The 24,695-nt window shown below is 68.1% G+C and carries 20 protein-coding genes; 16 read left to right on the top strand and 4 right to left on the bottom strand.

Features of this window, described 5'->3' with window-relative positions; genetic code table 11:
- Positions 1-91 precede the first annotated feature (91 nt).
- From GSI01S_RS05950 to ahcY, 3 genes are all read left to right on the top strand, one after another.
- Positions 92-1,018 (top strand): cation diffusion facilitator family transporter, encoded by a 927-nt coding sequence (locus GSI01S_RS05950; RefSeq protein WP_006895567.1) that lies wholly within the window; start codon positions 92-94, stop codon positions 1,016-1,018.
- A 250-nt stretch (positions 1,019-1,268) separates the two neighbouring features.
- On the top strand, positions 1,269-2,783 hold the full coding sequence (locus tag GSI01S_RS05945) for an APC family permease (RefSeq protein ID WP_260868598.1): 1,515 nt from the start codon (positions 1,269-1,271) through the stop codon (positions 2,781-2,783).
- A 98-nt stretch (positions 2,784-2,881) separates the two neighbouring features.
- Positions 2,882-4,369: an adenosylhomocysteinase gene (gene ahcY / locus GSI01S_RS05940; protein ID WP_006895565.1), complete on the top strand. Its 1,488-nt coding sequence runs from the start codon at positions 2,882-2,884 to the stop codon at positions 4,367-4,369.
- A 107-nt stretch (positions 4,370-4,476) separates the two neighbouring features.
- On the opposite strand, the gene GSI01S_RS05935 is transcribed toward ahcY, so the two are convergent.
- The gene (locus GSI01S_RS05935) at positions 4,477-5,109 is read right to left on the bottom strand and encodes a dTMP kinase (protein ID WP_006895564.1); all 633 of its coding nucleotides are present in this window, start codon (positions 5,107-5,109) and stop codon (positions 4,477-4,479) included.
- A gap of 111 nt (positions 5,110-5,220) precedes the next feature.
- Between GSI01S_RS05935 and mtrA the strand changes: the two genes are divergently transcribed.
- The 6 genes from mtrA to secA all read left to right on the top strand — a co-directional run bounded on the left by mtrA (position 5,221) and on the right by secA (position 14,004).
- The gene (gene mtrA / locus GSI01S_RS05930; RefSeq protein WP_006895563.1) at positions 5,221-5,907 is read left to right on the top strand and encodes an MtrAB system response regulator MtrA; all 687 of its coding nucleotides are present in this window, start codon (positions 5,221-5,223) and stop codon (positions 5,905-5,907) included.
- Positions 5,904-7,526, top strand: a complete 1,623-nt coding sequence (mtrB, locus tag GSI01S_RS05925; RefSeq protein WP_006895562.1) for an MtrAB system histidine kinase MtrB — start codon at positions 5,904-5,906, stop codon at positions 7,524-7,526. Before mtrA ends, mtrB begins: the two co-directional genes overlap by 4 nt.
- Positions 7,523-9,244, top strand: a complete 1,722-nt coding sequence (locus tag GSI01S_RS05920; RefSeq protein ID WP_006895561.1) for an LpqB family beta-propeller domain-containing protein — start codon at positions 7,523-7,525, stop codon at positions 9,242-9,244. Before mtrB ends, GSI01S_RS05920 begins: the two co-directional genes overlap by 4 nt.
- 62 nt (positions 9,245-9,306) lie before the next feature.
- Positions 9,307-10,011: a ComF family protein gene (locus GSI01S_RS05915; RefSeq protein WP_006895560.1), complete on the top strand. Its 705-nt coding sequence runs from the start codon at positions 9,307-9,309 to the stop codon at positions 10,009-10,011.
- Between the two features lie 255 nt (positions 10,012-10,266).
- On the top strand, positions 10,267-10,992 hold the full coding sequence (hpf, locus tag GSI01S_RS05910) for a ribosome hibernation-promoting factor, HPF/YfiA family (protein ID WP_006895559.1): 726 nt from the start codon (positions 10,267-10,269) through the stop codon (positions 10,990-10,992).
- Between the two features lie 240 nt (positions 10,993-11,232).
- On the top strand, positions 11,233-14,004 hold the full coding sequence (secA, locus tag GSI01S_RS05905) for a preprotein translocase subunit SecA (RefSeq protein ID WP_006895558.1): 2,772 nt from the start codon (positions 11,233-11,235) through the stop codon (positions 14,002-14,004).
- A gap of 3 nt (positions 14,005-14,007) precedes the next feature.
- Here the strand turns inward: secA and GSI01S_RS05900 are convergent, their stop codons facing one another.
- On the bottom strand, positions 14,008-15,084 hold the full coding sequence (locus GSI01S_RS05900) for a 2,3-butanediol dehydrogenase (RefSeq protein WP_006895557.1): 1,077 nt from the start codon (positions 15,082-15,084) through the stop codon (positions 14,008-14,010).
- A 182-nt stretch (positions 15,085-15,266) separates the two neighbouring features.
- Between GSI01S_RS05900 and GSI01S_RS05895 the strand changes: the two genes are divergently transcribed.
- The 7 genes from GSI01S_RS05895 (at position 15,267) to GSI01S_RS05865 (ending at position 22,322) form a co-directional block, all read left to right on the top strand.
- A complete protein-coding gene (locus tag GSI01S_RS05895; RefSeq protein ID WP_081598075.1) occupies positions 15,267-15,716 on the top strand; it encodes an Rv3235 family protein in 450 nt (149 codons plus the stop codon).
- A 69-nt stretch (positions 15,717-15,785) separates the two neighbouring features.
- A complete protein-coding gene (locus tag GSI01S_RS05890) occupies positions 15,786-17,246 on the top strand; it encodes a wax ester/triacylglycerol synthase family O-acyltransferase (RefSeq protein ID WP_006895555.1) in 1,461 nt (486 codons plus the stop codon).
- Between the two features lie 45 nt (positions 17,247-17,291).
- Positions 17,292-17,789, top strand: a complete 498-nt coding sequence (locus GSI01S_RS05885; protein WP_006895554.1) for a DUF6912 family protein — start codon at positions 17,292-17,294, stop codon at positions 17,787-17,789.
- Positions 17,790-17,893: 104 nt separating this feature from the next.
- Positions 17,894-18,487, top strand: coding sequence for a mycothiol transferase (locus tag GSI01S_RS05880; protein ID WP_039867081.1), 594 nt, complete (start codon positions 17,894-17,896; stop codon positions 18,485-18,487).
- 115 nt (positions 18,488-18,602) lie between these two features.
- Positions 18,603-19,718, top strand: coding sequence for a ferredoxin reductase (locus GSI01S_RS05875; RefSeq protein ID WP_006895552.1), 1,116 nt, complete (start codon positions 18,603-18,605; stop codon positions 19,716-19,718).
- 103 nt (positions 19,719-19,821) lie between these two features.
- On the top strand, positions 19,822-21,093 hold the full coding sequence (locus tag GSI01S_RS05870) for a fatty acid desaturase family protein (RefSeq protein ID WP_006895551.1): 1,272 nt from the start codon (positions 19,822-19,824) through the stop codon (positions 21,091-21,093).
- Between the two features lie 8 nt (positions 21,094-21,101).
- On the top strand, positions 21,102-22,322 hold the full coding sequence (locus GSI01S_RS05865) for a fatty acid desaturase family protein (RefSeq protein ID WP_006895550.1): 1,221 nt from the start codon (positions 21,102-21,104) through the stop codon (positions 22,320-22,322).
- A 27-nt stretch (positions 22,323-22,349) separates the two neighbouring features.
- Here the strand turns inward: GSI01S_RS05865 and rsgA are convergent, their stop codons facing one another.
- Together rsgA and aroA are read right to left on the bottom strand one after the other, a co-directional pair.
- Positions 22,350-23,408 (bottom strand): ribosome small subunit-dependent GTPase A, encoded by a 1,059-nt coding sequence (gene rsgA / locus GSI01S_RS05860; RefSeq protein ID WP_006895549.1) that lies wholly within the window; start codon positions 23,406-23,408, stop codon positions 22,350-22,352.
- Positions 23,405-24,688 (bottom strand): 3-phosphoshikimate 1-carboxyvinyltransferase, encoded by a 1,284-nt coding sequence (gene aroA, locus GSI01S_RS05855; protein ID WP_006895548.1) that lies wholly within the window; start codon positions 24,686-24,688, stop codon positions 23,405-23,407. The genes rsgA and aroA overlap by 4 nt, the downstream gene beginning before the upstream one ends.
- Between the last annotated feature and the right edge of the window lie 7 nt (positions 24,689-24,695).

The following is a 24,695-nucleotide window of genomic DNA, read 5'->3' as shown; positions in this document are numbered from 1 at the left end:
CGTGCCGCTGGACGGTCGGGTCCGCCGCCACCGATTAGTCTTCCTTTGCGGCCGCCCGGCCGACACCACGTGCACAGACGGAAGGTCCTCCATGTCCGCAGAAGGGTCGACACGCGCGATCGTCGCCGCCCTGGCCGCCAATGCGGGAATCGCCGCGGCCAAGTTCGTCGGCTTCGCGATCACCGGTTCCTCATCGATGCTCGCCGAAGGCGTCCACTCCGTCGCCGACACGTCGAACCAGGGCCTGCTTCTGCTCGGCCAGAAGAGCGCGGCGCGCAAGGCCGACGAACTGCATCCGTTCGGGTACGGCCGCAGCAGGTACTTCTACTCGTTCATCGTCGCGCTCGTGATCTTCACCCTCGGCTCGATGTTCGCGCTCTACGAAGGCGTCGAGAAGATCCGCCACGCGGGCGATCACGGGCTCGACTCACCACTGGTCGCGGTGGTGATCCTCCTGGTCGCGATCTGCCTCGAGGGCTACAGCTTCCACACCGCCCGGAAGGAGTCCAGGCCACTCAAGGGCGGGGCGTCCTGGTGGCAGTTCATCCGCACCTCGCGCAATCCCGAATTGCCGGTGGTCCTGCTCGAGGACAGCGGCGCGCTGATCGGTCTGGTGCTGGCGCTCGCGGGTGTCGGGCTGACGATGATCACCGGTGATGCGATCTGGGACGGCATCGGCACCCTCTCGATCGGCGTACTGCTCGGCCTGATCGCGATCGTCCTGATCGTCGAGATGAAGAGCCTGCTGATCGGCGAGGGCGCGACCGAGGCCGAGTCGGAGACGCTGCGTTCGGTGATCCCGGGGCAGGACGTCGATCGCGTCATCCATATGAAGACGCAGTACCTCGGACCCGAGGAACTCCTGGTGGCGGCGAAGATCGCGATCGCGCCGGGTCTGGGGGCCGTCGAGATCGCTCGGGCGATCGACGGGGCGGAGGCCCGGGTGCGGGCCGCGGTGCCGCAGGCCCGGGTGATTTACCTCGAACCGGACATCGACAGGGGTGAGAACGCTTCGTGACCAACTCCTGACCTGGATGCGGCCTACGGGAACGCGTCGATGCGCTAGCCTCTGAAACCGCAATGAATGTGGAGGGGATCACATCGATGGTGTCAGCTCGGGCGAGGCCACAGGGCTACTCGACGAGGGCGCACACCCTGGCGCAGGCACCACGCCCCGACCGTTCATCCCGCAGCGGAAACCCCGCGAATCAGCAAGGAGAACGTACGTGACCACTTTCTTCGGTCGTGTGAAATCGGTCGAGCAATCGATGGCCGACACCGACGAGCCCGAAACCAAGCTCCGGAAGGACCTGACGGCCTGGGACCTGACAGTCTTCGGCGTCGCCGTGGTCGTCGGCGCCGGCATCTTCACCCTCACCGCGCGGACGGCCGGCAACGTCGCGGGCCCCTCGGTGTCTCTGGCCTTCGTCCTCGCCGCGATCGCCTGCGGTCTGGCAGCTCTCTGCTACGCGGAGTTCGCCTCCACGGTCCCGGTGGCGGGATCGGCCTACACGTTCTCCTATGCGACCTTCGGTGAATTCGTCGCCTGGATCATCGGTTGGGACCTCATCCTGGAATTCGCGCTCGCCGCCTCCGTCGTGGCGAAGGGCTGGTCGTCGTACCTCGGCAACGTGATCGGCGCGGGCAACAACGTCTTCGTCATCGGCGGGCACACCTACGACTGGGGTGCGGCGGTGCTGATCGCGGTGCTCATCACCCTGCTGGTGCTCGGTACCAAGCTGTCGTCCCGGGTCTCGGTGATCATCACCGCGATCAAGGTGGCCGTGGTGCTGCTCGTGATCATCGTGGGCGCCTTCTACATCACCGGCAAGAACTACTCGCCGTACGTGCCGCCGGCCAAGCCGGGCGAGTCGACCGGGACGGGAATCCATCAGACGCTCTTCTCGTGGGCCACCGGTGCCACCGGCAGCCAGTACGGCTGGTACGGACTGCTCGCCGCCGCGTCGCTCGTGTTCTTCGCGTTCATCGGCTTCGACGTCGTCGCGACCACCGCGGAGGAGACCAAGGACCCGCAGAAGTCGCTGCCGCGCGGCATCCTGGGATCGCTGGCCATCGTCACGATCCTTTACGTCGGCGTTTCGCTGGTGCTCACCGGAATGGTTCCGTACACCGACCTCGCGGATAAGAAGCTGCCGAACGGGACGGTGGAATCGTCGACGCTCGCCACGGCCTTCGAGGCGCACGGCATCACCTGGGCGCAGTGGGCGATCAACATCGGTGCGCTGGCGGGTCTGACGACAGTCGTGATGGTGATGCTCCTCGGACAGACCCGAGTCGGTTTCGCCATGGCCCGCGACGGACTGCTCCCGCGCGGACTGGCCAAGACCGGCAGCCGCGGCACGCCGGTGCGCATCACCCTGATCGTCGGCGTGGTCTCCGGCGCGCTCGCCTTCTTCTTCCCGATGGGCACGCTCGAAGAGATGGTCAACATCGGTACCCTGTTCGCGTTCGTCCTGGTGTGCGTCGGTGTCGTGGTGCTGCGTCGCACCCGGCCGGATCTCAAGCGCGGCTTCTCCGTGCCGTTCGTACCGCTGGTGCCGATCCTGGCGGTCATCGCCTGCTTCTGGCTGATGATCAACCTGTCGATCGAGACCTGGCTGCGATTCCTGGTCTGGATGATGATCGGCATCGTCGTATACCTGACCTACGGTGCAAAGCACTCCGTGCTCGGTATGCGTGAGCGCAAAGAACTGCCCTCCTACGACACCGTCACCCCTGATTCGGCCGACCGGCCGGACGGTGGTCCGACCGGCAGTGCGTGAGCGCGATAGCGTAGAAGGACCTAGGGCACTGGTACCGGCCGCCGAATCGGCGGCCGGTACCGTCTTCACGATCAAAGATGTCAATCGAGAGGGACCAGATGACCGCGCCTTCCAGCGCTCTGACCACCGAAACCCGCAACGGCGTCGAGTTCAGGGTCGCCGACCTCTCCGAGGCCGAGTACGGCCGCAAGGAGATCCGCCTCGCCGAGCACGAGATGCCGGGTCTGATGGAGTTGCGCCGCGAATACGCCGACGTCAAGCCCCTCAAGGGCGCTCGCATCTCGGGGTCGCTGCACATGACCGTGCAGACCGCAGTCCTGATCGAGACGCTCGTCGATCTGGGCGCCGAGGTCCGCTGGGCCTCGTGCAACATCTTCTCCACCCAGGACCACGCGGCCGCGGCCGTCGTCGTCGGCCCGTACGGAACCGTCGAGGAGCCCAAGGGCGTGCCGGTCTTCGCCTGGAAGGGCGAGACCCTGGAGGAGTACTGGTGGGCGGCCGAGCAGATGCTGACCTGGCCGGACGTCGACGGCGAGCCGCGGCGCGCCAACATGATCCTCGACGACGGCGGCGACGCGACCATGCTGGTCCTGCGTGGCGCGGAGTTCGAGAAGGCCGGCGTCGTTCCGCCCGCCGACGACAATCACCCCGCCGAGTACAAGGTGTTCCTGGAACTGCTGCGCCGCTCGCTGGCCGCAGACCCGGGCAAGTGGACGGCGATCGCCGAGTCGGTGCAGGGCGTCACCGAGGAGACCACCACCGGTGTGCTCCGTCTGTACCAGTTCGCCGCCGCCGGTGAACTCGACTTCCCGGCGATCAACGTCAACGACTCGGTCACCAAGAGCAAGTTCGACAACAAGTACGGCACCCGCCACTCGCTGATCGACGGCATCAACCGCGGCACCGACGTCCTCATCGGCGGCAAGAAGGTGCTGATCTGCGGCTACGGCGACGTCGGCAAGGGCTGCGCGGAGTCGCTGGCGGGGCAGGGCGCCCGTGTCCAGGTCACCGAGATCGACCCGATCAACGCACTGCAGGCGATGATGGACGGCTACGACGTCGTCACCGTCGATGAGGCGATCGGCAACGCGGACATCGTCGTCACGGCCACCGGCAACCTGGGCATCATCACCTTCGAGCACATGAAGAAGATGAAGAATCAGGCGGTGCTGGGCAACATCGGTCACTTCGACAACGAGATCGACATGGCCGGACTCGAGTCCGCCGAGGGAATGACGCGGATCAACATCAAGCCGCAGGTGGACCAGTGGGTGTTCCCCGACGGCCACAGCATCATCGTGCTGTCCGAAGGGCGACTGCTGAACCTGGGCAACGCCACCGGCCACCCGTCGTTCGTGATGAGCAACAGCTTCGCCAACCAGGTGATCGCTCAGATCGAGCTGTGGACCAAGGGCGACGAGTACGACAACGAGGTGTACCGCCTGCCCAAGCATCTCGACGAGAAGGTCGCGCGCATCCACGTCGAAGCGCTCGGCGGCAGCCTGACCAAGCTCACCAAGGAGCAGGCCGAGTACATCGGCGTCGACGTCGAGGGCCCCTACAAGCCCGAGCACTACCGCTACTGACGCACCGAACCGGCTGGATGCACCGCACCGCCGCCGGTCGGGGAGCCGAGCTCTCCCGACCGGCGGCGGTCGTTCGTTGCGGCCGGCTCCCTGCGGCCGGCTCCGGACTACCCGAGCTGTGCGAGAACGGCGCCGACGGCCGCGTCGCCGTCGGCCCACGACCAGGTCGACATCCACTGTGCTTGCACGAGTTCGCCGTAGACGCGGTAGACGGCGTGTTGCAGGTCGGCGTCGCGCTCGTAGGTGTCCACGGGTCGGTCGGCCTCGGTCTCCGCGCGACCGCTGGCGCGGCCCATCGCGACTTCCGGCGGCACTCCGAGCAGCAACTGGTGGTCGGGAACCGGGAGTTGAAACCGTCGGAACTCCAGGTCGGCGACCCAGTCGACGACCTCGGACGCGGCGCCCGCACCCAGGCGCGCAGCGCTGTAGGCCGCATTCGACGCGGTGTAGCGGTCGCAGATGACGAGGTCGTTCCCGGCGAGGGCGTCGTGCAGTTGACGCCGTGCCGCGGCCCGGTCGAGGGCGAAGAGCAGGGCCATCGCGTAGACGCTGTCCCGGAGATCACCGTGCCGTCCGTGCAGCGCCTCCGAGGCGAGGTCCGCGGTGATCGATTCGCCGTAGCGGGGGAACGCGAGCGTCCGGACCGACGCGCCACGGTCGATCGCAGCGGCTTCGAGGCGTCCGACGATGGTGCGTTTGCCCGCACCGTCGAGACCTTCGACAGCAACCAGAATGCCCACGCGGACAGTCTAGGCAGTCGCCTGCGCCACGTGGATGCGGCGCGCCGCACGCCGTCCGGACCTGCGCGGCAAGGCGTGTCGCACCGCGCTATCCGCGGCAGAAGTGACACCATGGCAGGCATGAAGCCACGCATCCTGGTCGTTGACGATGACGCCGCTCTCGCCGAGATGCTCACGATCGTTCTGAAGAACGAAGGCTTCGAGCCGTTCGTCGTCGGAGACGGGACGCAGGCGCTGACCGCGGTGCGCGAGGTTCGACCCGACCTCGTCCTGCTCGACCTGATGCTGCCGGGAATGAACGGCATCGATGTCTGTCGGGTGCTCCGCGCCGACTCCGGTGTGCCGATCGTGATGCTGACCGCCAAGTCCGACACCGTCGACGTGGTGCTCGGCCTGGAATCCGGTGCCGACGACTACATGGTGAAGCCGTTCAAGCCGAAGGAACTCGTCGCGCGCATCCGAGCCCGGCTGCGGCGCACGGAGGACGATCCGGCCGAACTCCTGGCGATCGGTCCGGTGGAGATCGACGTCCCGGCGCACAAGGTCACCCGCGACGGGGTGCCGATCTCGCTGACTCCGCTGGAGTTCGACCTTCTGGTGGCGCTGGCGCGCAAGCCCCGTCAGGTGTTCACCCGTGACGTCCTCCTCGAACAGGTGTGGGGCTACCGGCATCCCGCCGACACTCGTCTGGTGAACGTCCACGTCCAGCGGCTGCGCGCCAAGGTCGAGATCGATCCGGAGAACCCCGAGATCGTGCTCACCGTGAGAGGGGTCGGTTACAAGGCCGGTCCGCCGTGATCGGTGGCCGCCGGATTCACCGGGGGCCGATCGAACGCCTCATCACAGCGGTCCGGCGCGCCGCGGCGACCGTCGGACGGGTGGCCGGACAGATCTGGCGCCGCTCGGTTCAGACGCGAGTCATCGTCTCGACGCTGGTTCTGTCCTTCGTGGTCTTGCTGATTCTCGGTTTCGTCCTGATCAGTCAGATCACCGGGCGCCTGTTGGATGCCAAGGAGGAAGTCGCCACCGACGAGATCGCGCGGATGCGCGCGGTGGTGGAACGGGTGCTGAGCAGCGGGGAATCGAACACCGCTGTGCAGAATCGGCTGGCCCGAGCGCGATCGTTGCTCACCGACCAGGACACCGAGTCGCCGCAAACGTCGTCGGTCGCCGGCTCGTTCGACTCCGTGCTCGTGGTTCCCGGCGAGCCGAACGAGCAGGAGATCGCGGTGGGGCCGGTGCGCGACGTGCCGACCGCCCTGCGCAAGATGGTGGCCGGGGGCCAGGTCGCCTTCCAGTACACATCCATCGATCAGGCCGGGGACACCGTCCCCGCGCTGGTGATCGGTTCCCCGGTGGAGAGCCCGATCCAGGGGCTGGAGATCTACCTCGTATTCCCCCTGGGCACCGAGGAGAACACGGTGTCGCTGGTGCGCGGAACGCTGCTGACCGGTGCGGTGGTGCTGCTCGGTCTGCTCGCGGCGATCGCTTGGCTGGTGACCCGACAGGTGATCGCACCGCTGCGGTCGGCGACCCGGATCGCCGTGCGTTTCGCCGACGGCCGTCTCTCCGAGCGGATGCCGGTGCACGGCGAGGACGAGTTCGCGCGGCTGGCGGTCTCGTTCAACGACATGGCCGAGAGCCTCTCCCGTCAGATCAACCACCTCGAGGAGTTCGGCGGGCTGCAGCGGCAGTTCACCTCCGACGTCAGCCACGAACTGCGCACGCCGCTCACCACGGTCCGGATGGCCGCCGACCTTCTCTACGACAACCGCGAGGGACTCGACCCGGTGCAGCGCCGTTCGGTGGAACTGCTCGACAAGGAACTGAACCGGTTCGAGACGCTGCTGACCGAGCTCCTGGAGATCTCGCGTCACGACGCGGGGATGGCGGAGCTGGCGGCACAGAAGCTCGACATCGCGGTGCCCATCGACGCGGCCGTCTCCACGGTGGCTCCACTGGCCGCCGAGACGGGCAGCGACCTGATCATCGACATGCCGACGGAGCCGGTGATGGCCGAGATCGATCCGCGCCGGGTGGAGCGGATCCTGCGTAACCTGCTCGCCAACGCCATCGATCACGGCGAGCACAAGCCGGTCACGCTCACCATGCGCTCCGACGGCGACGCGGTGGCGATCACCGTCCGCGACCACGGGATAGGCCTGCGTCCGGGAGAGGAGAAACTCGTCTTCAACAGATTCTGGCGATCGGATCCGTCGCGTGTGCGGCGCTCGGGCGGCACGGGCCTCGGCCTGGCGATCAGCATCGAGGACGCCCGTCTGCACCAGGGCCGACTGGAGGCCTGGGGAGCACCGGGGGAGGGCTCCTGCTTCCGCCTCACGCTGCCACTGGTTCGTGGCCACAAGCTCCTCGGCAGCCCGCTGCCGTTGAAGCCGATCGGGGAGACGCCCCGATGAGGCGGGTCGCGGTGCTGGTCGCGCTGCTGCTGTCCGCGACGATGGTTCTCACCGGATGCGTCGACATTCCGGACTCCTCGTCTCCGCAGCCCATCCAGGCGTTCGACCGCAAACGGCCGACCAACATCGTGCCCTCGCCCCGACGGGGCGACGACCCGGAGACCGTCGCGCGCAACTTCGTGAAGGCGATGTCCGACCCCACCGCCGGGCATCGGGCGGCGCGCAAGTTCCTGACCGCGGGCGCCAGCCAACGATGGGACGACCAGGGAGACATGACCGTGGTCCGCGACGTCGGCGTCACCGTCGACGAGCGCACCGACGACGCGGTCCGACTCCGGGTCACCGGCGAGAAGACGGGAGTGCTGTCGCCCGGCGGTACGCTCCGGCCCGTCACGGGCGACTGGGTGATGGCGCTGTCGCTTGAGCAGAGCGGCGGGACGTGGCGGATCAGCGGCGACCCGCCCGTGGGATCGGTCACCGACTCGTCGCAGTTCCTCACGGCGTATCGGCAGGCCGACCTGTTCTTCCCCGATCGCACGCTGAGCCGGCTGGTGGCCGACCCGCGCTGGCTGTTCGGTCCCGAACTCGATGCGAGCGTCCTGGTCAACCGGCTGCTGGCGGGTCCGGCGCCCGACCTCGCCGGTGCGGTGAGCCAGGGGGCGGCGCGCGGCAGCGCCGCCGCCGGGCCGGTCACCACCAAGGGCGACGTCGTGACGGTTCCGCTCGGCAACGTCGCCGACGGCGACCAGAAGGCGCGAACCACTCTCGCGGCGCAGATCGTCTGGACCCTCGATTACGCCGGGTTCTCGGGCACGTACCGGATCACCGCAGACGGCGCTCCGCTGGTTCCCGGCCGCGACGAGGGCTGGCACACCGCCGATGTCAGCACCTTCGAACCCGAGCCGGAGAAGCGCGCCGTCGACCCGGTGCACCTGGTGCGCGACGGGGGCCTGGCCAGGCTCACCGGGAACCGGGCGGTACCCGTCGACGGCGCACTCGGCGCCGCCCACGACCTCCAGTCGGCGGCCATCTCCGCGGATATGAGCCGAAGTGCCGCCGTCGCCGACCGCGGCGGCCGCCGGGTGCTGCTGGTGGGGCCGTACGGCGGCGATGCCGTGGAGGTGGCCGCGGGCGCCTCGGTGACGACGCCGTCCTTCGGGCCGGATCCCGCCACCGGATACGCGGTGGTCGACGGCCGTCCGATCCATTGGATGTCGGACGGCGACGGCACGCGGATCGAGTCCATCGACACCGCGGAGGTCCGCGCGGTGGCGCCGGGGCCGATCACCGGTCTGCAGGTCTCACCGGACGGCGTGCGCGTGGCCCTGGTGGTCGGCGGCCGGCTCCTGCTCGCCGTGCTGTCCGTGAACGATGTCGGCGTGCCGGCACTGACCGGCGTCTACCTGCTCGCGCCGGAGGTGGCGGGCACCGGCATCGGTATCGCCTGGTCGTCGTCGAAGACGATGTACTTCGCGGTGAACGGCGGCGACAGCCCGGTGTGGAAGGCGTCGATCGTCGGCACGCAGCCGGTCGCGATGGTCAGCGGCAACCTCAAGCCGCCGCTGGTGGACGTCGCGGCATCGTCGACCACGGTGTACGTCTCGGACAATCGCGGTATCCAGCAGATCGGCACCGGCCAGATCCGGCCGGATCAGTACTGGACCGCGCTGGGCCCCGATGCCCGACCGGGAACGAGGCCGGTGATCCCCGGCGGCTGACCGGCGGTCGCTGTGGAACAACCGGGTGACAGTCCGGCATCGCAGGAGGACGATGCTCGGGCATGGCGGGTGATCGGGCACGCTCCCGAGCCGTGTTGGCGGCCTTGGCGGACCTCGCGGTGCCGCGGGAGTGCGGAGGGTGCGGGCGCCCGGGAACGCCGTGGTGCGACGCTTGCCGGGCTCGACTCGACGATGTGCCGCGGCAGCTGTCTCCGCGTGTGGATCCGGGTGTGCCTGTATGGGCGATGGCCCGGTACGGCGGACCGATGGCGTCAGCCGTCGTGAACCTCAAGGAGCATCGCCGACGCGATCTCGCGCCCGTTCTGGGCCGCGTTCTGGCCGACGGGATCCTCTCGCTCGCACAGTGGGGTGACTTGCCCGCCTCCGATCGACTCGCACTCGTCCCCGCACCCACGCGGGCGTGGGCGGCCCGGAGCAGGGGAGGCGACACCGTGACCGCGCTCGCCCGCGAGGCCGCGGACGTCCTCGGCGGCCGCGTCCGAGTGGTGCCGGCGCTGGTGACCGCGGCCTGGACGCGAGACTCGGCGGGGCTGGGGGCCGGGGCGCGCGGCGCGAACCTCGCGGGAGCGGTGCGATTGCGCCGCCCACTGCCGTCTGCGCTGGTCGGCGCCGGTGCCGGGCCCGCCGTACCGGTGGTGGTGGTCGACGACGTCCTCACCACCGGCGCGACCGTCGCGCAAGCGGTGAGACGCCTTCGGCGTTCCGGTGCCGCTGTGACCGGAGCGGTGGTTCTGGCGGGTGCATGATCGGCAAAACGTGGCCGGAACCGGAGTTTGCGGATACCTTCGGAAGTGGCAGTGATGAACATCGAGTGCCGGGAGGTGAGGAAGCCTTTTCCACCGCGCCGATGTGTTCACGAGCGCGGTAGATCCTCCGCTTCAGCTCAGCGGGTCACTGCCCATCGCGCCAAACCGCTACCTGAATGTGGTTGCGCGACTAGCGAATTGGTACCCCGATCCGGTCTCGATTCCGGACGGGAGCAACCTGAGGAGGATGTCGATATGACGGTCGTTCACCGCAAGGGACAGCGCGAGTCGAAAGCCGCACCCGCTGAACGCGTCGACCTCAAAGCCGCTTTCGAGCTGCCGTCCACCGTCGACACGTCGGACGCGGGCGAGTTGAAGGCGGAGCTCGTCATGAGTGGCCGGAACGTGGAGATACCGGATCACTTCCGGGTCTACATGAGCAGCAAGCTCTCCCGGCTCGAGCACTTCGACCCCACGATCTTCCGCTTCGAAGTGGTCCTGTACCACGAACCGAATCCACGGCAGTCCAAGAGCGCCGAGATCGTCGAGATCACCGGCCGTGGCCGCGGTCCGGTGATCCGCGCACAGGCCGCCGGCGAGAACTTCTACGCCGCCAGTGAGCTGGCCTTCGACAAGCTGCACAAGCGGCTGCGCCGCGCCAAGAGCCGGAAGCGGATCCGCAAGGACGGGATGCACCGTCCCACCTCGCTCGCCGAGGCGGCGGCCGACGCGCCGCACCTGCTTCCCGAGACGCCTGCGCCGTCCCCGGATCCGTTCGAGGACAGTGTCGAGGACCACTCGCCCGGTCAGGTGGTGCGCGTGAAGGATCACCCGTCGTCGCCGATGTCGGTGGACGAGGCGCTCTACGAGATGGAACTCGTCGGTCACGACTTCTACCTGTTCCATGACTGCGAGACCGACAAGCCGTCGGTGGTCTATCGCCGTCACGCATTCGACTACGGACTCATCAGGCTCGCCTGAGGTCTCGTCGCAGCAGCGGTGGCCGTCGCCCTGACCGGGCGGCGGCCACCGTCGCGTTCACCACGCGTCGCCGAGCGCGTCAACAATCGTTGACGTCATGTGCGATGCAGTGCCGGTCGGACATGCCTGCATACGGCGTCGTCGACGACGGACCCGTACCATGGACCGAGGTCTGTCCGCCACGTCGACGGTTCGGCGGGGCGCGACGGTGAATCGAAACGTGAACCCAGAGGATTGCCGGTGCTCAACAAGCTGCTCAGACTGGGCGAAGGCCGCATGGTCAAGCGCCTGGACGCTATCGCGACGAGCGTCGAGGCGCTCTCCGACGAGATGGAAGCGCTCTCAGACGACGAACTGCGGGGCAAGACCGTCGAGTTCCGCGAGCGGCTCGAGGGCGATGAGACACTCGACGATCTGCTGCTCGAGGCCTTCGCGGTGGCTCGTGAGGCCGCGTGGCGCGTCCTCGACCAGAAGCACTTCCACGTGCAGATCATGGGTGGCGCGGCGCTGCACTTCGGCAACATCGCGGAGATGAAGACCGGTGAGGGCAAGACGCTCACCTGTGTTCTCCCGGCGTACCTGAACGCGCTGAACGGCAAGGGCGTGCACGTCGTCACCGTGAACGACTACCTCGCCAAGCGCGACGCGGAGTGGATGGGCCGCGTGCATCGCTTCCTCGGTCTCGAGACCGCGGTGATCCTGACCGGCATGTCGCCCGATCAGCGTCGTGAGGCGTACGCGGCCGACATCACCTACGGCACCAACAACGAGTTCGGCTTCGACTACCTGCGCGACAACATGGCGCATTCACTCGAAGACCTGGTGCAGCGGGAACACGCTTACGCCATCGTCGACGAGGTCGACTCGATTCTCATCGACGAGGCCCGCACCCCGCTGATCATCTCGGGCCCGGCCGACTCGTCGAGCAAGTGGTATGCCGAGTTCGCGCGCATCGCGCCGCTGCTGGAGAAGGACGTCCACTACGAGGTCGACATCAAGAAGAAGACCGTCGGCGTCCACGAGGCCGGCGTCTCCTTCGTCGAGGACCGGCTCGGCATCGACAACCTCTACGAGCCGGAGAACTCACAGCTCGTCGGCTACTTGAACAACGCGATCAAGGTCAAGGAGCTCTTCCACAAGGACAAGGACTACATCGTCCGCAAGGGCGAGGTGATGATCGTCGACGAGTTCACCGGGCGTGTGCTCGACGGCCGGCGCTTCAACGAGGGCCTGCACCAGGCGATCGAGGCCAAGGAAGGCGTCGAGATCAAGGCCGAGAACCAGACTCTCGCCACGATCACCCTCCAGAACTACTTCCGCCTGTACAAGAAGCTCGCAGGCATGACCGGTACGGCCGAGACCGAGGCCGCCGAGTTCCAGCAGATCTACAAGCTGGGCGTGGTGCCGATCCCGACCAACCGTCCGCTGATCCGCAAGGACCAGACCGACCTGATCTACAAGACCGAAGAGGCCAAGTTCTACGCGGTGGTCGACGACATCGCCGAGCGCAACGCCAAGGGCCAGCCGGTCCTGATCGGTACCACGAGCGTCGAGCGCTCGGAGTACCTGTCGCGGCTGCTGACCGAGCGGGAGATCAAGCACACCGTCCTCAACGCGAAGTACCACGAGCAGGAGGCACAGATCGTCGCCGAGGCCGGTCGGCTCGGGGCGGTCACGGTGGCCACCAACATGGCCGGCCGAGGCACCGACGTCGTATTGGGCGGCAACCCGGACGTCATCGCCGACACCCGGCTGCGCAAGGCGGGACTCGACCCCGTCAACACTCCCGAGGAGTACGAGGCGGCGTGGGACGAGGCGATCGAGATCGCCCGCACCGAGGCCGCCAAGGAGGCCGACGACGTCCGTGAGGTGGGCGGACTCTACGTCCTCGGCACCGAGCGTCACGAATCGCGCCGCATCGACAATCAGCTGCGTGGCCGGTCCGGCCGCCAGGGCGACCCCGGAGAGTCCCGGTTCTACCTCTCCCTGGGCGACGAACTGATGCGGCGGTTCAACGGCGCCGCGCTCGAGACCATCATGGCCCGCCTCAACCTGCCCGACGACGTCCCGATCGACGCCAAGATGGTCACCCGCGCCATCCGCAGTGCGCAGACGCAGGTGGAGGAGCAGAACTTCGAGATCCGCAAGAACGTCCTCAAGTACGACGAGGTGATGAACGAGCAGCGCAAGGTCATCTACGGCGAGCGCCGCGAGATCCTCGAGGGCGAGGATCATCGGGATCAGGTGCGCGAGATGGTGCGCGACGTGGTCGGTGCCTACGTCGACGGTGCCACGGAGGTCGGATACGCCGAGGACTGGGACCTCGAGACGCTGTGGGAGGCGTTGTCGAAGCTGTACCCGATCGCGCTCGATCCCAAGCGGGTCGTCGGCGAGAACGAGTACGGCGAACGCGACGACATCTCCCGCGAGCAACTGCGCGAGGTGCTGGTCGACGACGCGCTCGCCGCCTACGACCGCCGCGAGAAGGAACTGGCGGAGATCGCCGGCGACGGCGCGATGCGTCAACTGGAACGGTCGATCCTGCTCACGGTCATGGACCGCAAGTGGCGCGATCATCTCTACGAGATGGATTACCTCCGCGAGGGGATCCACCTGCGGTCGGTCGCTCAGCGCGACCCGGTGGTGGAGTACCAGCGCGAGGGCTACGACATGTTCCAGGGCATGTTGGAGGGCATGAAGGAAGAGGCCGTCACCTACATCTTCAACGCACAGGTGGAGACGCAGGCCCCGGCTCCGGCGCTGGGCACGTCGGTCAGCGACATGCTGGCCGGAGCGGCCTTCGGCGGCGACGAGGCCGCCGACGGCGCCGAACCGGCGATGACCTACAGCGGGCCGTCGGAGACCGGCGACGCGGAGGTGCTCTCCGAGGTCGAGGAGCACGCCTCGGGAACTCCGTCGGAGGTGCTCGGCAGCCGTCGCGAACGGCGCGCCGCCGCCCGTTCGGGCGCCAAGCCGTCGAACAAGCCTCCGAAGTCGCGCAAGAAGCGCTGACGGTCACACTCCCGCGCCGGACGGCGAGACCAGGATCTTCACGGCGGTCTCGTTGCGGTGCAGCAGGGTGTCGTAGCCTTCGGTGACCAGATCGGCGAGGTCGATCTTGCCCGTGATGAACGGGGCGAGATCGATCTCGCCGCTCTCCACCAGCGCGATCGTCTCGGGATGAGAGTTCACGTAGGCGATGGTGCCGCGCAGGTCGATCTCCTTCAGCACCAGCTTCTGCATGTCCAGTCCGGCGGGGCTGCCCCAGATCGACACCACCACGACGACCCCGGTCGGCTTCACGGCATCGAGCAGGGTGTCGAACGCGGGCTGAACCGATGTGCATTCGAAACCGACGTCCGCGCCGCGTCCGGAGGTGAGCTCCGATACCCGAGCGACCACGTCCTGCGCCGCGGGATCCAGCACGTGATCGGCGACTCCGGTGTCCGCGGCCTTGGCTCGGCGCAGCGGGCTCGGCTCGCTGATGATCACCGAGATGCCTCGCGCCCGGCAGATGGCCGCGGTGAGCAGTCCGATCGGTCCGGCGCCGGTGATGAGCGCGATCGCACCCGACTGCGCGCCGCTGCGCTGTACGGCGTGGAAACCGACCGCCAGCGGCTCGATCAGCGCGGCCTGGTCGAGCGGTACCGATGCGTCGATCCGATGCACCCACCTCCGTTTCACCGCGATCTTCTCTGCGAGTCCGCCACCGCAGCCGCCCAGTCCGATGAAGTTCATGTCTCGCGACAGGTGGTAGTCGTGGCTGTGCGGACCGGTATCGACGTCGTCGGCGAGGATGTAGGGCTCCACGACCACGTGATCGCCGACCGCCAGATCGGTCACGCCGTCGCCCACCTCCGAGACGACGCCCGACATCTCGTGTCCGATCGTGACCGGAGCGCTCTCGCCGCTGATCGGCTGCGGATGTCCGGCCGGCGGGATGAAGATCGGGCCGTCGGCGTACTCGTGCAGGTCGGTGCCGCAGATGCCGCACCAGGCGATGTCGATGCCGACCATGCCGGGCCCGACCTCCGGCGGGTCGATCTCTTCGATGCGGACGTCTCCGCGGTCGTAGTAGCGTGCGGCTCTCATCGGTGCTCCTTCTGAGCGTCGGAACGGGAAGTGTGGACTGTGATGTGAGTCACCTGCCCGGAAACGAGCGTGCGCCCACCGCCGGCGGGGCGCAACGGTTGCAGGGGGTTGCAGCGGACGGGGGTCGGCCGTGCTCTCGGCGCGTCGCGGAACCGAACCCGCCCCGGGTGCGTCCGATAGATATGACGGTGAACACACTCGGGGGTAATGGGATCGTCGACCGGCCGGCGCCGCCGGTTCGGAACGGCGCTGAGCGGACGGATGCGGACCGTGCCGGTGCAGCGCGGTCGGCGACGGTGTACGCGTTGCAGCAGATGCTGGAGGTGCTCGACGGTCGCCGACCGGTGGACCATCTGCTGCGCACGGTCTCGGCCGAGGTGCAATCGCAGGTGGGCTCACTGCTCCAGCATCGGGCCGGGCCGTCGGGGAGTGCTGAGACGGCGCGGCTGCTGCGAGTCCACCTGCAGATCGGTGGACTGCGCCAGGCCGCCTACTTCGGCACCTTCGTGCGGGGACGCCGAGTGCGTGCGGTGGCCGGCCGCATCGAGATCCGGTCGGTGCCGTTGCCGTCGCGGGGCGGACCGCGCCGGATCGCGGAACGCTGGGTGATCGTCGAGTTCGCGATCGTCTGAGGCCGTGGTGTGAGGCCGCGCCGGCGATGATTCCGCGGACGCCCGCGATCGGCATAAACTCGACGCATCATGGTGAATCGGCTGTCGCCGGACGAGGCGATGTTCTACTTCCTGGACGGGGCGGGGACGACCGCCCACCTCGGAGCGCTGTTGATCCTCGACCCGAGCAAGCTTCGGAAGGACGACGCGACCGGGATCGACTACCACTCGCTCGTCTCGCTGGTGGAGAACCGACTGCAGGCGGCACCCCGGTACCGCCAGGTGATCACCGAGGTGACGCTCGGGCTGGCGCGTCCGGTGTGGGTGGACGACCGTGAGTTCGACATCAACTACCACATCAGATTGTCCGCGCTGCCGCAGCCGGGTGACTCCGAACAACTGCAGGAGTTGGTCTCGCGGCTCATGTCGCGCCCACTCGACCGGACCCGGCCGCTGTGGGAGATGTACCTGATCGAGGGACTCAGCCGCGGCCGGTCGGTGATCCTGACCAAGACGCACCGCTGTCTGCTGGGCGGCACCGGCAACCCGGAATTGAGCGAGGTGATCTGCGACGACGTCGCGGACGCCGCCCCGATGGCGGAGGATCTGTGGATGCCGCGGCGGCCGCCCGGAGCGGCCTCGTTGACCGTCGGAGCGCTGGCCGAGGCGATGGCCCGGCCCGGTGAGATGGTCGACACCCTGCTGCGCGGCAACGGCCCGGTCGCCGATCTCTGGTCGGTGGCCGACAAATCGGTCCGTCTGGTCGGCGACGCCGTCTCTCAGATGGTCAACTCCGCCCCCGACAGCCCGCTGAACGCGGTCACCACGTCGTCGCGGCTGTTCGCCTTCTCGTCGGTGTCCCGCCGCGATCTCGAGGCGGTGGCGAACCGTTTCGAGTGCTCGTTCAACGACGTGGTGCTGGCCATCATCACCGGCGTGCTGCGCCGGTGGTCGCTGTCGATCAAGGACACCGTCGGCCACGGCGAGACGATGCGGGCCACCATGCCGCTCGCGGCTCGCGATCCGGACACCGTCGAAGGAGAGCCGAGCGGCTCGTGGATCGTGGTCGGCGGGACGGAGTTCGTCACCGACCTGCCGGTGGGGGAGGACGCACCCGCCGTCCGGCTGATGCAGGTGGCCGGTCTCGCGAATCGCTACTCCCAGTCCACACGGCGGATGTCGCAGGGGCTGCGCCCCCTGCTTCCGGAGTTCGGGCTGGTGCCCTTCGCCGACCGGTCCACGCGGGCGTTCGCGGGCCTGTTCCAGCGGTCGTACAACGTGCCGATCTCGATGAGCGCCAAGCGGATCGGCCGCAAGTTCGTCGGCGGGATCCCCATCACCGGAATCTTCACCATTCCGACGCTCGCCGCGCAGAGAGCTCTGGGCATCAGTGTCAACGAGTACGCGAACCAGGTGCAGTTCGCCTTCATCGCCGACCGGGCCGTGGTGGTCGACCTCCCCGCCATGGCCGAATACGTCACCGAGTCGCTGGACGAACTGCTTGCGAGCGGGCAGTCGTACGACGGTTCCCCGGACCCCGGCAACCGGTGACGACAGGGCCCGCCGACCCTCCCGACCCCGATCGAAAGGCATCTCATGCGCGTCTATCTGCCGGCCACCCTGGCGATGATCGAACGGCTGGTGGCCGAACCCGGCCGGGCCTTCGAACCGGTCGGAGGCACCGGTTTCGCGCTGACACCGGCGCTGCGCGAGGCGTATGTGGCCGGTGACGACGAGGAACTGTCGGAGGTGGCGCTCCGGGAGGCCGCCCGGGCGTCGCTGCGACTGCTGGCCGTCGACGACTCGGAGCTTCCGGTGCGCCGGGTGGTGGTGGTCGCGGACGCCGAGGCGACGCCGCGTCCGGATCTCGACGACGCGGTGGTCAGGGTCGCCGGAACGATCCCGCACGGCGACATCGTCGCCGTCCACGTCGACGGTTCAGACGCCGAGAACGCAGTGCGGGCGGCGGTCGAGGTGATCGACCGCGCCGACCTCGGCGATGAGGACGGCGAGCTGGCGGTCGGAGACGTGGAGGACCACGACCTCGGCTGGTACGCCACGCAGGAACTGCCGTTCCTCCTGGAACTTCTCTGAAGTCCCCGAAGACTTCTCCAGAGAACTTTTCAGTACCGGACGAGAACTGTCCGGAATGCTTGTGAGTCTGAATGGGCGAGGAACACCGACCCCAGGAGGACACCATGTACGCACCGGCCCGAGACGACGAACTCACCGGCCTCATCAACTACGCCGATCAACAGCTCGGAGCGCTGCGGGCCGCGGCGTTCGGACTCACGGAGGCTCAGGCCCGACAGACGCCGTGTCGCAGCGTGCTCTCGATCGGCGGACTCATCAAACACATCGAACGCGGTCTACGCGGGGCCGCAGCGCAGTTGAACGGCACCGCCGGCGAACTGGTGCTCGACGAGGCGGCGTTGGCCGAGTACATGGGGAGCTTCGCGCTCACCGACGACGAGACTGCGGCCGGGATCATCGAGCGGTTCGACGCCGCGCGCGCCGAGTTCCTCGAAGCGATGCGGAGCAGCGATCCCGACGGGGAGGCGATGGCGCCGCCCGCGCCGTGGGCGGGTGTCTACGAGTCGCGGCCGATGAAGAATCGGTACTACATGTGCCACCAGGTGGAGGAGTACGCCCGGCATGCCGGGCACGCCGACATCATCCGCGAGCAGATCGACGGAATGTCGGTGGCCGCGCTGGAGATGACGCTGGCCGGTGCGCCGGCCAATCAGTTCTTCACGCCGTACACACCGGCCCCGGGGACGCTGCTGGCCTGATCCGCGACGCGACTGACGTGCGCTCCATTCGCCCTCGGCGCCCCGAAACGCTAACCTACGGAATCGTAAGTTAGGTGTTCCGGGGCGGCCCGGAACCGGGCGGAGGAGGCGCGCGATGGCGTGGCGTGAACGATTCGAGGCACCGGCGGCCGACGTGGCGGCCAGGCACAAGCGTGCCCGGCTGCTTCGAGCGGCCTTCGCTCGCGTGACCACCCCGCTGTTGCCGGACGACTACCTGCACCTGGCCAATCCGCTGTGGTCGGCGAGGGAATTGCGCGGCAAGGTGGTCTCGGTGACCGAGGAGACCGCGGACAGCGCGACCATCGTCATCCGGCCGGGCTGGGGCTTCTCGTTCGACTACCACCCGGGCCAGTACATCGGCATCGGCGTCCTGGTCGACGGACGCTGGACGTGGCGTTCCTACTCACTGACCTCCGAGCCGGAGTCGTCGCGCGCGCAGCGGACGGTATCGATCACGGTGAAGGCGATGCCGGAGGGATTCCTCTCGTCGCATCTGGTGAAGGGGCTGGCACCCGGCACCGTGGTGCGCCTGGCGGCGCCCGCCGGTGAATTCGTCCTGCCCGACCCGCTGCCGGAGAAGATCCTGTTCGCGACCGCGGGCAGCGGTCTGACGCCCATCATCTCGATGCTGCGCACGATGCGCCGACGCGCTCAGCGCGCCGACGTCCGGCTGATCCACTCGGTTCCCACGGAGGACGATCTGCTCTTCGGCGACGAACTCCGGCGGATGGCCGACGAGGGCCTGATCGACCTGCACCTGCAGTTCACCCGCACCGACGGCAAGGTGACGCCGGCGCAGCTGCGAGCGCTGTGTCCGGATTGGGCCGAGCGCGCCACCTGGGCCTGTGGTCCGGGCGGGTTCCTGGACATGCTCAGCGAACAGTTCGACGAAGCGGGTATTCAGGAGAATCTGCACATCGAGCGGTTCGCGCTGGAACGCGGTGCTCACGGTGCCGAGGGCGGCGTCGTCACGTTCGGCACGCCGGATCGGCAGATCGAGGTCGACGGTGCCACGACGCTTCTCGAGGCCGGCGAACAGGCGGGCGTGCTGATGCCCTTCGGCTGCCGCATGGGGATCTGCCAGAGCTGCGTCGTGATGCTCGACAAGGGGTGCGTGCGTGATCTGCGGACGGGCGTGGAGCACGTGGAGGGTGAGCGCATCCAGACCTGCGTGAGCGCCGCGGCGGGAGACTGCACGCTCGACGTGTGAATCGGTGCCTATGACGTGGACCACGTCGTCGCGGGGTGGACAGCCTACGGAACCGTAACCTACGCTTACGTAAGTTACGAAGTCGTAGGCAACGAGGAGTGGCATGGCGATCTCCGACATCCCCGAATACGCCCATCTGACCGACGCGGACGTCGAAGAACTGGGTGCGAAGCTCGACCAGATCCGCGCGGACATCGAAGCCGATCGCGGTGAACGCGACGCGCGGTACATCCGCAACACGATCGCATTCCAGCGGACGCTCGAGGCCGCCGGTCGCGCGCTGACCTTCGGTGCGCGCAATCGGGCTCTGTGGTGGGCCGGGGCGTCGGCTCTCGGAGTCGCGAAGATTGTCGAGAACATGGAGCTCGGGCACAACGTGATGCACGGGCAGTGGGATTGGATGAACGATCCCGAGGTGCATTCCACTTCGTGGGAATGGGACAACACCGGACCCAGTGCTCACTGGAAGCACACGCACAACTTCATCCATCACAAGTACACCAACGTGCTCGGCATGGACGACGATGTGGGCTACGGCCTGCTCCGCGTGACGCGCGACCAGCGCTGGCGGCCGTTCAACCTCGGCAACATCGCCTACAACACGGTCCTGGCGCTCGCTTTCCAGTACGGTGTCGCCGCGCAACATCTCGAGTTGGGACGCAAGCGCCGGACGCAGGAGGAGAAGGACCAGTTCCGGAAGGACCTGCGCGACGTGGGCGTCAAGATCGGGCGCCAGGCGGGTAAGGACTACGTGGTGTACCCGGCGCTCGTCGGGGCCGTCACCCGCTCGCGCTCCGGGGCCCGCAAGGCCTTCACCGCGAATGTGATGGCCAACGTGATCCGCAATGTGTGGTCGAACGCGGTCATCTTCTGCGGGCACTTCCCGGACGGTGCGGAGAAGTTCACCAAGCAGGACGTCGACAGCGAGACTCGCGGTGAGTGGTACCTGCGCCAGATGCTCGGAAGCGCCAACTTCCGGTCGGGCCCGGTCCTGGCCTTCATGAGCGGGAACCTCTCGTACCAGATCGAGCACCACATCTTCCCCGATCTGCCCAGCAATCGGCTCGCGGAGATCGCGGTGCGGGTGCAGGCGCTGTGCGCGGAGTACGACCTGCCGTACACGACGGGTTCGTTCCCCGTGCAGTACGCGAAGTCGTGGCGCACCATCGCCAAGCTGTCGTTGCCGAACAAGTACCTCTCGGGCACGGTGGACGACGCTCCGGAGACCGCCTCGGAGAGGCGGTTCAAGGAGTCCGAACAGGTGCGTCTGGTGTCGACGGTCGATCCCGCGACCGGACGTCGCCGGGGCCTCAAGACTGCGATCGTGAGCCTGAATGAGCGCCGGAGGAGCCGCCGCGCACCCGCGCGGGCATAATGTGATCGATGGCGATTTCAGATATCAATGAGTACGCGCACCTGACGGACGCCGATGTCGAGGCACTGGGTGCGGAACTCGATATGCTGCGCCGCGAGATCGAGTCGAGTCTGGGCGAGCAGGACCGCCGCTACCTGCGGCGGACCATCTACGCCCAGCGCGGACTCGAGGTCCTGGGCCGGCTCGCACTGCTCGGCAGCCACCGCCGGTCGCTGTGGCTGCTCGGCACCGGCGCACTGTCGGTCGCCAAGATCATCGAGAACATGGAACTCGGCCACAATGTGATGCACGGCCAGTGGGACTGGATGAACGATCCCGAGGTGCACTCCACGACGTGGGAGTGGGACATGGTCTGCGCCTCACCTCACTGGAAGCACTCCCACAACTACATCCATCACAAGTACACCAACGTGATCGGCATGGATCACGATGTGGGTTACAAGATCCTCCGGGTGACGCGCGACGAGCCGTGGGAACCCCGCCGCGCGTTCCAGCCGCTGTTCAATCTCATGCTCGCCGCCACCTTCGAGTGGGGCATCGGCCTGCACGACCTCGACCTCAAAGAGGTCATCGCCGGCCGCAAACCGATGGAGCAGGCGCGTCCGGAGATCGAATTGTTCGCGCGCAAGATCGTCCGGCAGATCGGCAAGGACTACGTCCTGTTCCCGGCGCTGTCGGGCCCCAACTTCACGCGCACGCTGACAGCGAATCTGACGGCCAACCTCATCCGGAATCTCTGGGCCTACGTGGTCATCTTCTGCGGGCACTTCCCCGACGGTGCGGAGAAGTTCACCGTCGAGACACTCGAGGACGAGACGTCCGGCCAGTGGTACCTGCGCCAGATGCTGGGGACGGCCAACTTCGAGGCCGGGCCCGCGCTGGCCTTCCTCAGCGGCAACCTCTGCTACCAGATCGAGCATCATCTGTACCCCGATCTGCCGAGCAACCGGATGGCCGAGATCTCGGTGCGGGTGCGCGAATTGTGCGAGAAGTACGACCTGCCGTACAACACCGGTTCGCTCACCATGCAGTACCTCCGTACGCTGCGGACCATCAACAAACTCGCGCTGCCGGACCGCTTCCTCATCGCGACCAGCGACGACGCGCCCGAGACCGCCTCTGAGCGCCGGTTCGACGGACTGCCGAAGCTCGGCGGCGGGCTCAAGACCGCGCTGGCGCAAGTGCGCGCCAGGCGACGGAGCCGCCGGCGCACCGAACGGCGCCGCTGATGCCGCACGGCTGGCCGCCGTCCGCGGTCAGCCCTCCGGCTGCTGAACCGGTGTCTCGTCCGCAGCGGTGGACGTCGCGGACCTGAGCAGTTCCCGCACGGCCATCGCCCGCCGATGGGAGCTGCCGGTGAGTGCGTCGAGCGCACATTCGGGATCGGCCGGCGGGCCGAGGTGGGTGCAGCCGCGCGGGCAGTCGTCGATCGCGTCGCGCAGATCGTCGAAGGCGTCGACGATCTGATCCGGCGTCACGTGCGCGAGGCCGAACGAGCGGATGCCCGGGGTGTCGACCACCCAGCCGCGCGGCGGCGCCCCGGGGGATTCTCCGGGCAGCGGCAGTGCCACCGATTGTGTCGACGTGTGGCGGCCCTTGCCGACGCCGGACACTTCGCCGGTGGCCCGGTCCGCATCGGGGACGAGCCGGTTGACGAGAGTCGACTTGCCGACGCCGGAGTGTCCGATGAGGGCGGTGAGGTGACCGTCGAGGGTGTCCCACAGGGGACCGAGGTCGTCGTCGCGACCCGCCGTCACCACCGGCAGTTCGAGGTCGGCGAAGTGTGCGGCGAACTCCTCTGGCTCGGCGAGATCTGACTTGGTCAGACACAGGATCGGCGACAGTCCGCCGGCGTACGCCGCGGCCAGGGCGCGTTCGACGAAACCGGTCCGGGGCGGCGGGTCGGCCAGCGCGGTGACGATCAGCAATCGGTCGGCGTTGGCGACCACGATCCGCTCGTACGGATCGTTGTCGTCCGCGGTGCGGCGGAGCACCGTGCTGCGGTCGTCGACCCGGACGATGCGGGCGAGCGTGTCGGGGCGGCCGGAGAGGTCGCCGACGACACCCACGCGGTCGCCGACCACGATCGGCGTCCGGCCGAGTTCGCGGGCGCGCATGGTGACGAGCGGGCGGGAGGGATCGCCGTCCAGAACGCAACCCCAGCGGCCGCGATCCACCGAGACCACCATGGCCGTCTCGGCGTCGTCGTGCGCCGGACGGTTCTTGGTGCGCGGCCGACTGCCCTTGCCGGGCCGGATCCGTACGTCGGACTCGTCGTAGGTGCGGCCGCGAACCGTTCCCGCCCGGGTGCTCACGATGCGGTCCCCGCCATCGCCTCCCACATCTTCACGAAATCGGGCAGGGTCTTCGCGGTGGTCTCGACGTTCTCGACGGTGAGACCGTCGACGCGGAGGCCGATGAGGGCGCCCGCCGTGGCCATGCGGTGGTCGGCGTAACTGTGCCAGAGTGCGGGTTCCAGGTCGGCTGCCTCGCGCCCGGTGATGACGAGGCCGTCGTCAGTCTCCCGGCACTGCCCGCCGATGCGGTTGATCTCGGTGCTCAACGCGGAGAGCCGATCGGTCTCGTGGCCTCGGAGGTGGGCGATGCCGCGCAGTACGGAGGTGCCGTCGGCGAGCGCGCACAGGGCGGCGACCGTCGGAGTCAACTCGCCCACCTCGTGCAGATCCACCTCGATCGCCCTCGGGCGGCCGTTGCCGCGGACCGTGAGGAGGCCGTCGGGCGCGTGGACGACCGAAGCGCCCATCCGTTCCAGAATGCCGACGATCGCGGACCCCGGCTGGGTGGTGGTGGCGGGCCAGCGCGGCACGCTGACCCGCCCGCCGGTGGCCGGTGCGGCCGCGAGGAAGGCGGCAGCGTTCGACAGGTCCGGCTCCACTGTCCAGTCGACGGCTGTGACGGCCGTCGGCGCCACCCGCCAGCGGGTGGCCGTCGCATCGAACTCCACTCGGACGCCGGCCTTTTCGAGCATTTCCACGGTCATGTCGATGTGCGGCATGGACGGCACCGGTGCCCCGGAGTGGGTGATCGAGATGCCGGATTCGAAACGGGCGGCCGACAGCAGAAGACCGGAGACGAACTGGGACGAGGCCGATGCGTCGATGGTGACCGGTCCGCCCGGCACCCCGCCCCGGCCGTGAACGGTGAACGGCAGCCCGTCGCCGTCGATCTCGGCGCCGAGCGCACGGAGCGCGTCGAGGACGGTGCCGAGCGGTCGGCTGCGCGCCTGTTCGTCGCCGTCGAAGGTCACGTCGCCGGTCGCGAGCGCCGCCACCGCGGGCAGGAAACGCATCACGGTCCCGGCCAGGCCGCAGTCGATGGAGCCGGCATGCAGGGGACGCGGAGTGATGTCGACGGTGGTCGGGTCGTCCGGGTGGCAGTCGACGCCGACCCCGATGGCGGCGAGTCCATCGAGCATGAGGTCGGTGTCGCGGGATCGGAGGGTGCCGGTGATGCGGGACGGGCCGGTGGCGAGCGCGGCCAGGATGAGCGCGCGATTGGTGATGGACTTGGAGCCGGGGAGGTCGACCACGGAGTCGACGGGGCGGTCAAGGAAGGGCGCGACCCAATTGCTCATGGGTTTC

Origin of the sequence: Gordonia sihwensis NBRC 108236 (genome assembly GCF_000333035.1) — a bacterium.
Classification (GTDB): Bacteria; Actinomycetota; Actinomycetes; order Mycobacteriales; family Mycobacteriaceae; genus Gordonia; species Gordonia sihwensis.
The sequence above is the reverse complement of the archived record's forward strand: the minus strand, read 5'-3'. Positions and strand labels throughout refer to the sequence as shown.

Coding starts and splice junctions, on each gene's coding strand:
- GSI01S_RS05915 (WP_006895560.1), top strand. CDS start 9,307: ATGGCGGGTGATCGGGCACGCTCCCGAGCCGTGTTGGCGGCCTTGGCG.
- GSI01S_RS05895 (WP_081598075.1), top strand. CDS start 15,267: ATGACGGTGAACACACTCGGGGGTAATGGGATCGTCGACCGGCCGGCG.
- GSI01S_RS05890 (WP_006895555.1), top strand. CDS start 15,786: ATGGTGAATCGGCTGTCGCCGGACGAGGCGATGTTCTACTTCCTGGAC.
- GSI01S_RS05900 (WP_006895557.1), bottom strand. CDS start 15,084: ATGAGAGCCGCACGCTACTACGACCGCGGAGACGTCCGCATCGAAGAG.
- GSI01S_RS05865 (WP_006895550.1), top strand. CDS start 21,102: ATGGCGATTTCAGATATCAATGAGTACGCGCACCTGACGGACGCCGAT.
- GSI01S_RS05950 (WP_006895567.1), top strand. CDS start 92: ATGTCCGCAGAAGGGTCGACACGCGCGATCGTCGCCGCCCTGGCCGCC.
- GSI01S_RS05875 (WP_006895552.1), top strand. CDS start 18,603: ATGGCGTGGCGTGAACGATTCGAGGCACCGGCGGCCGACGTGGCGGCC.
- mtrA (WP_006895563.1), top strand. CDS start 5,221: ATGGCAGGCATGAAGCCACGCATCCTGGTCGTTGACGATGACGCCGCT.
- GSI01S_RS05870 (WP_006895551.1), top strand. CDS start 19,822: ATGGCGATCTCCGACATCCCCGAATACGCCCATCTGACCGACGCGGAC.
- GSI01S_RS05880 (WP_039867081.1), top strand. CDS start 17,894: ATGTACGCACCGGCCCGAGACGACGAACTCACCGGCCTCATCAACTAC.
- GSI01S_RS05885 (WP_006895554.1), top strand. CDS start 17,292: ATGCGCGTCTATCTGCCGGCCACCCTGGCGATGATCGAACGGCTGGTG.
- ahcY (WP_006895565.1), top strand. CDS start 2,882: ATGACCGCGCCTTCCAGCGCTCTGACCACCGAAACCCGCAACGGCGTC.
- hpf (WP_006895559.1), top strand. CDS start 10,267: ATGACGGTCGTTCACCGCAAGGGACAGCGCGAGTCGAAAGCCGCACCC.
- GSI01S_RS05920 (WP_006895561.1), top strand. CDS start 7,523: ATGAGGCGGGTCGCGGTGCTGGTCGCGCTGCTGCTGTCCGCGACGATG.
- GSI01S_RS05945 (WP_260868598.1), top strand. CDS start 1,269: ATGGCCGACACCGACGAGCCCGAAACCAAGCTCCGGAAGGACCTGACG.
- aroA (WP_006895548.1), bottom strand. CDS start 24,688: ATGAGCAATTGGGTCGCGCCCTTCCTTGACCGCCCCGTCGACTCCGTG.